General features: G+C 34.9%; 8 protein-coding genes. All 8 read right to left on the minus strand.

The window, feature by feature from the left end; translation table 11 throughout:
* Positions 1-366 precede the first annotated feature (366 nt).
* The gene (locus C8J95_RS08545) at positions 367-1,311 is read right to left on the minus strand and encodes an NADP-dependent oxidoreductase (RefSeq protein ID WP_107807957.1); all 945 of its coding nucleotides are present in this window, start codon (positions 1,309-1,311) and stop codon (positions 367-369) included.
* Positions 1,312-1,353: 42 nt separating this feature from the next.
* Complete coding sequence (locus C8J95_RS08550; RefSeq protein WP_107807958.1) at positions 1,354-1,953, minus strand: hypothetical protein; 600 nt, start codon at positions 1,951-1,953, stop codon at positions 1,354-1,356.
* A 59-nt stretch (positions 1,954-2,012) separates the two neighbouring features.
* On the minus strand, positions 2,013-2,927 hold the full coding sequence (locus C8J95_RS08555; RefSeq protein WP_107807959.1) for a YafY family protein: 915 nt from the start codon (positions 2,925-2,927) through the stop codon (positions 2,013-2,015).
* A gap of 348 nt (positions 2,928-3,275) precedes the next feature.
* On the minus strand, positions 3,276-3,935 hold the full coding sequence (locus tag C8J95_RS08560) for a hypothetical protein (protein WP_107807960.1): 660 nt from the start codon (positions 3,933-3,935) through the stop codon (positions 3,276-3,278).
* Positions 3,936-4,200: 265 nt separating this feature from the next.
* Complete coding sequence (locus tag C8J95_RS08570) at positions 4,201-4,755, minus strand: transposase (RefSeq protein WP_107807961.1); 555 nt, start codon at positions 4,753-4,755, stop codon at positions 4,201-4,203.
* A gap of 175 nt (positions 4,756-4,930) precedes the next feature.
* Positions 4,931-5,266, minus strand: a complete 336-nt coding sequence (locus tag C8J95_RS08575; RefSeq protein ID WP_107807962.1) for a hypothetical protein — start codon at positions 5,264-5,266, stop codon at positions 4,931-4,933.
* 7 nt (positions 5,267-5,273) lie between these two features.
* The gene (locus C8J95_RS18930) at positions 5,274-6,209 is read right to left on the minus strand and encodes a hypothetical protein (RefSeq protein WP_107807963.1); all 936 of its coding nucleotides are present in this window, start codon (positions 6,207-6,209) and stop codon (positions 5,274-5,276) included.
* A 3-nt stretch (positions 6,210-6,212) separates the two neighbouring features.
* Positions 6,213-6,462 (minus strand): integrase core domain-containing protein (locus C8J95_RS08585; protein ID WP_146165449.1); only part of this gene is annotated, 250 nt, incomplete at its 5' end.

Genomic DNA, 6,462 nt, shown 5'->3' on the forward strand with positions numbered 1-6,462 from the left:
TTATAAATCATTATGATTTATCTTTATTTACTAAATTATGAAAAATGCTAATATAAAAAAGAATCGTATTAAATAAATAATACGATTCCCAAAAACACACTTGATGAAATGATTATTCATTATTATGAATAATCGATATATAAAAATATATCATTGTAAATTTATAAAAAAATAATGATCTTAACTAATATTTTATGTGTGAAAAAAATCATTATAATGCTAAATAATCTGTTTTTTCACTTTTTTCCTCTTCAATCTTTAATTTTATCCAGTTCATAAAGCTTGAAATCAGATTGTTATCCTTATTCATTGTTAAACGTGTTCCGAAATCAAAAAGTATTTCGGTAAAGCAAATTAGACTAATTCTTAAATGCCAACCACGATTTTTCCGACTGTTGTCCCGCTTTCTATCTGCTGGTGGGCTTCTTTTATTTCGTCCAGTGTATACACTTTATAAATATGCGGCTTTATAATTTCTCTTTCCAGTAAGTTAGCAATATGCTGCATGTCTGCTCCGTTGGAATATACCTTCATATAAAAACTGGCATGCAGATGTTTGGAGCGTGCTGCCTTTTCATCTTCTTCTTTATATCCCGAAGGAAGTCCAATAATAGTTCCAAAAGGTTTTAGAACCTGTATAGATTTAGCAAAATTATCACCACTAATGGCATCCAATACGAAATCCAGATCGTACAAAACCTCCTCAAACTTTACCGATTTATAGTCTATATGCTCATCAGCTCCTAATCCAAGTACAAAATCTTTATTTTTAGCTGACGAAGTTCCGATAACATAAGCGCCCAGATGTTTGGCTATTTGTACAGCAAAGTGGCCAACACCTCCGGAGGCAGCATGAATCAGCGTTTTATCATTTGGCCGAAGCTTACCATAACTGTTGAAAGCCTGCCATGCGGTAAGTGCCGCAAGAGTACTGGCTGCCGCTTCTTCATGGGATATATTTCGGGGCTTTTTTGCAAGATGTGCAGCCGGAGCGGCAACATATTCTGCATAGGCCTTACCATGTCCGGTAAAATTAACCATTCCGAAAACCTCATCTCCGGTTTTAAACAGTGTTACTTTTGCACCAACAGCTTCTACAACTCCGGATATATCCCAGCCTAAAATAATCGGATCATAAGCCAGTAATTCGGGAGCCCAGCCTATGCCTTTGCGGATTTTATAATCCACAGGGTTGATGCTGATCGCTTTAGCCCTGATCAGTACTTCATCCTCTCCGATAGAAGGGATAGGAATATCTTTGATTTCCAGTTGATCGATATCTCCAAAAGCGTTTAGTACAACAGCTTTCATTGGCTGGTTAAATTTATAAGGATTGATAAATTAAGTAGAAAGTTATTTGCTTTTCAGGTTTACCTGAGGAATATTGAAAGCGGAAACGGCATTCAGGCTTGTCTGAATGTTGGATTTAAGATTCGTCAGAAATTTTTCGATGTCCGGAGCGTATCCTCTTTCACTAAGTCCGAATAAAACGATACCAGGATTACCAGAAGTATCGGTAACACTACGGTAACGGTAAATATTGCGCTCGATAATAGCGACATTGCCTTTATTATCATTAGCACTTAGTAAAAAGTCTAAAATAATCTCGCCATTGTTTTCATACATCTGAAACTGAACGATAGGATTGGTTTCCTTTAGTTTTTTCAGTTCATTCAGTTTTAGACCTGCGATATCTTTTACAGCGTAATTGCCAGCGATATAATCTATCATCAGCATTTTTTTGTATTTGTCTGTCTGTTCTCCGGGAGTCAGATATTCCTGTTTGTAATAATTGGCATTCGGATGAGAAGACCAGTTAAGTCGCCATGAGGCATTGTTGAATTGTACAGGCCCGGGAATACTCAGAAAGTCTGTCGCCTTTTGCTGCGCATTTACAGACATGCTGAAGAGTATAGCGATCAGTGCCGGAGCAAAGAATCTAAATAATTTCATACTAATTGTGTGAGTGGTGTTTTACAAAAATATCGAATTATTATCATCAAACGGTTATTTTATTCATAATTTTTTAAAGCATTTTTCAGATGTGCAGTAATCTGCTCTGAGAGGCATACAGGCTCCAATATTACGGCTTCCTGACCAAATGATAAAACTTCCTGCATAAAATCGTAGGTAGGATGCAGGAAAAACTCGAACCAGATATGTTGAGGCGTTTCTCTGAAGCTTTTTTGTGAAGTATGCAGCGGAAAGCTGCGGATATATTCACCCTGATGGCGGGAGCATTTCAGTACAATACGTTCCGGTTTTTGTTCCGCAAGATTCATCACACCAAAGGCATTCTGAAAATGTTCTTTAAAATTCAGATTGTACTTTTCACGATACTTTCCATTGCTTACCTCCAGATAATTAATTCTGTCCAGTCCAAAAGATTTCAAAGCTTTGTCCTTTGCATCTACAGCAATCAGGTACCATCTGTTTTTCGACTCTTTCAGGGCTAAAGGCTGTACTTTGCGGGAAGTCATCAGTCGGGTCTGATAGCTGAAATGTTCGAATGTTACCACTCTTTTATTACGAATGGCAAAAAACAGATCATAGAAATGCTCCAGTCCGGTAGGTTTACGGGTTTCGAAGAATACAAAAGAAGAGAAGTCGGGATGCAGGTTCAGGGCATTGCTGATCTGAAAAGATTCCAGAAGTTTTTGGTTGTACTCGTCGATTTCCATTACTGGTCGACTCTCAATGTAATAACGGTTGTCGCCTTTCTTTTTGTTGTGGATATTAAGGTTGAAAAGGCTGGCGATTTCTTTAATATCCCTTTGCAGGGTCCGGATGGAGTAACCGGTGATCTTGGCATCCTGAAATTCGAAGGAGCCCAACAGGTACTCTTCCAGTTGTGCATAAGTTGCGGGAGAGCTTTCTAATCTCTTAATGATAAGAGCATAGCGGGTAAGATAGAAATCTTTTTTCATGGGGTTATGTTTGTTTTATGGTCACTCTCAACCTCCATGATCACTGAAATCAAGCAGGTTTCGTAGTCATTAATCTTAGATAACAAAGATAAAAGAGTAGAGCGACAAAATGTGTCGTTCTATATTTTGTGGATAACTTTTTTGGAAAAAAGAGGTTTATTTTAACCCGGTTTTGAACTCAGAAAATCGATCATATTTTGATTGTTTTTCTTTCAGAAAAGCTGTATTGATGTGAGCGTTTCGTTCGTATTAATGAGAATATAGTCTTTTAATAAAATAAGCTGCCTGAGAAGGCAGCTTATTAGATATTTTATTGGTCACGAGCCGGAGGCTCGCTCTAGCAGGTTATTATTGGGGTTCATATACATTTTGTGGATTCTTTAATTTTTCTTCCTCAAAATCTTTTTGCATCTTTTTTTTATATTCTAAATTTTTCCAATCCATACTTTTTTTCCAATAACGAATATCATCAATATTGTAGTCTGTTACTTTATGATCGCTAGTATCTGATGCTCTTTCTCTAAAGAAATAATTCCTAATATTTTTAGTTATTTCTTCTAGGCTATATGAATTATTATAATTAGGCCCTATCCAATTTAAAGAAATGGAATCTTGACTTTTTGTACCAATGTAGCATGTAGCATTATAATACCAACTATAATTTTTATCTGGCATTAACTGCTTGCTTGTTGAATTACGTGTAATAATAAAAGTTGCAATTTTTTTATAATCAGGACTATACAAAATAGTGTCTATAATTAACTGTGTAGATTCATCATATTCTTTGGAATAAAAGGATTCTTGATGCTTTTCTATAAGCATATGCATTTGCGTAGCTATTTTTATACTATCAGATGAATATATAGATTTATTTACATTTGTTTTATTAATATACTCCTTGGGTGTTGTTTTATAGAATCTGAATCCAGACCACCCATAGATGCGTAGAAAGTAAAAGAACAATATACCCAAAGATATTGTGGCAATTACGATGATTACTTTTTTCATTATATTTTAATTTTTATTTAGTGCAACTTGTACATTTCCAATAAGATCCATTCCATTCGTATGTCCCCTCTTTTAAATTACTAATATCATTAAAAAATGTAAAAATTGAATGACCCGATGTCGCGGATTTGTAATCCGTGACTTTATTATCCCATAAAGATAACTTCAATATCCAATGCACTATCCAAATCTGAATAATTTCTGGCTGAGCTAAAATAATAATTCTCAGATTCCCGATGTCGCGGATTTGTAATCCGTGACTTTATTATCCCATAAAGATAACTTCAATATCTAAAGCACTATCCAAATTTGAATAATTTCTGGCTGAGCTAAAATAATAATTCTCAGATTCTGTTACTATTCTTTCTTTTACAGGATTTTGATGTATATAATTTATTTTTTCTTTGATCCATTTATTTGAAAATACCTCTTCTGCATGATAACCATCTTGCCATACTTTGTATTCTTGTTTTCTAGATAAATGTTCACAAGATTTTTTGAAATAATTCAATAACCATTCTCTTCTGCTCTCCGGTTCTTCTATAATTGTCTGAATGATTTTTTTTGTAGTGTACTTTTTAAAATCTCTCATTATTTCTGCTAATGAAATATTAGCATCTGCTCTGCATAATATATGTAGATGGCTATGCATTAGGCAATATGCAAAAATAGTAAGCCCTTTGTTTTCCTGACAAAATTTTAAAGCATTAATAATATTATACTTTTGATTAAGCCTTGTAAAGATGTCTATCCAGCCAACAGTTGTTATTGTTATAAAGTATGTTTGTGTTATTTCTGTCGCTTTATACTTTGTTGACATTTTGTGGTTTTAATTTTATGTAATTATAATGAAAAAGCACGGATTACAAATCCGCGCTATCTGGGTCTTTTCAATGAAAATATAGTCTTTTAATAAAATAAGCTGCCAGAAAAGGCAGCTTATTAAATGTTTTGTATTAGTCACGAGCTAGAAGCTCAAGTCAGCGAGGGGGGCTTTAAGTATTATTAATGAATTCTTTTATTTCATCACAAATAATAATAACCTCATACCATTTTTCATTTGTTTTGACCAAATCTATTTTCCATAAGTTTAATTCTTGTAATCTCAATACTTTTTCTCTTAAAAAAATACATTTATCTCGTATTTCAATAGTAATAAGTTTAGAGTCTAATAATTGTTTTAATGAATCTTCATGTAAGAACGAAATAACTCCAATGTCAAATTCCTCAAAAATTTCATATTCTATTTCATCCTTACTTAAATTAAAAATAAATGAGCCACAATGTGATAGGGTATCCAAGAATAAATCATATAATTTTTTTGTATCCATAATTAATTTATTTGTAAATAATTGTTGCTTTATCTCCTGCTCTATGGAGATAAGTAGAAGGATTTACTATTTTTGTTTTTCCTAATTCTCCTGAAGAAAATCCCCAGTATTCTGCCCCTCCGTGGGCCGAGCTACTTTGGTTGTAAAAAATAGATTTATCTCCATTTGTGAACTTCCATCCCATCCCATTACTTCCATAACTTCCAGATGTCCATCCTTCACCCAGATGCGCTGCCATTTGCTCTTGGGAAGTACCCCATAAAGCTTTCGCATTATTAACAACGCCTGCAAATCCTTTACTTGTAGGATTGGCTATTTGCACCCCTAAACCACCTAAGGCATCACCACTTGTAGAGCCTGTTAAAGACCAAGACAATTTAGCAGCTAAACCTATTTTTGCCAAGGCAAACTCCGTTGTAATTCCCGAAACACTTCCTTGTAGTCCATATAACCCCGCAACAGCTAAACGTCCTGATGGGTTTCCCATAGCAACTTCTGGTGAATTAGATCCAGATGCTTCTTTTAGCATTGGAGTATTTGAGTCTCCAAAAGCTAGCGTACTCATTAATGGACCATTTTGCCCTGCCTGAATTAAAGGATCTAAATTGGTAGCCAATCCTCCTAGTAATGCATTGTTTTTAAAGCTACGATCCGAATTTAAAACTGTTGTAGACCCTCCTTCTGCTGTATATCCTCCAGATTTCCCTAGATATGTTTCATTTTTTCCAGCTGTTGCTTGACTTGTGGCATCATTATTCCAATAAACACTATTGTTTTTATAATTATAAACCCAATCTTTAGTTTCTCTACCATCCGGATCAATAAATCTAATAGGATTATCAAATGCATAATTATACGGGCTGTGTCTCGTCATTTTCTCCGCCAACGGATCCACAATCCCCCAACGCCCTAAATCCGGCATATACATTTGTAAGTACCCCATATTTCAGACAGCTATTAATTGAGTATTTTTCTTTTCAGCAGCTAACATTTTATACTTATACTCAATAGGCGTAAGATTGCCTAGTGATTCATGTGGCCTCTTGTGATTATACTCTTCCATCCAGTCCTGTGTCAGTTCCCTTACCTGGTAAAGATCAAAGAACAGGTAAGCATCCAATACCGCCTCCCGGTAAAGACGATTAAAACGTTCGATGTATCCGTTCTGCATAGGCCTTCCGGGCTGAATATATTGA

Origin of the sequence: Elizabethkingia sp. YR214, from assembly GCF_003058195.1 — a bacterium.
In the GTDB taxonomy this organism is placed as follows: Bacteria; Bacteroidota; Bacteroidia; order Flavobacteriales; family Weeksellaceae; genus Elizabethkingia.